A 502-nucleotide genomic window follows, 5' to 3' on the forward strand; every position below is an offset into this window, starting at 1 on the left:
ATGAAACCCTCATATTCTTCAGGAAAGGAACCTGGGAGCAGATGACTACGCTATACACCGACAGCTATCGCCCGGATGAGACGTATTATCGTGACACTATGGTGATTGGTCTGGCCCCCGGGGGCAAGGTGAGTGTCTGGCTGGATAATTTAGGCGACCCGGTGGTCCCTCAGTCAGATGCCAAAATTACCACCGTATCCGGCGACAAAATGCAGATGTGTAAGGGCGTGACTGATTTCCCTAATGGTTATGGATACACCAAAGGGACAAAAGCTTTTATCGAAGGTAAAACCTACCCCTACGGCAACTGGTGAGAACTCACCCCAATATCCAGTTATTAACGCACAGGATGGCAATATGACTACGGTTAAAATCATTTCTACAGCACTGCTGTTGATGTCAGTGACCGGCTGCACCGCGGAAAAAACTCCGTCTGCTGCCCCGGGCGAGACCGAATGGGGCTACAAAAAACTGCCTTACGATGAATGGAAGTTTCTCTTTA

General features: G+C 49.2%; 1 protein-coding gene. It reads left to right on the forward strand.

Going from position 1 to position 502, the window contains the following annotated elements; genetic code table 11:
• Nucleotides 1-314: DUF2931 family protein (locus tag L977_RS21570; RefSeq protein ID WP_047626901.1), on the forward strand; the 314-nt coding region annotated here is incomplete at its 5' end.
• Nucleotides 315-502: the final 188 nt, after the last annotated feature.

This window comes from Enterobacter sp. ZOR0014, assembly GCF_000798855.1.
Taxonomy (GTDB): domain Bacteria; phylum Pseudomonadota; class Gammaproteobacteria; order Enterobacterales; family Enterobacteriaceae; genus Enterobacter; species Enterobacter kobei.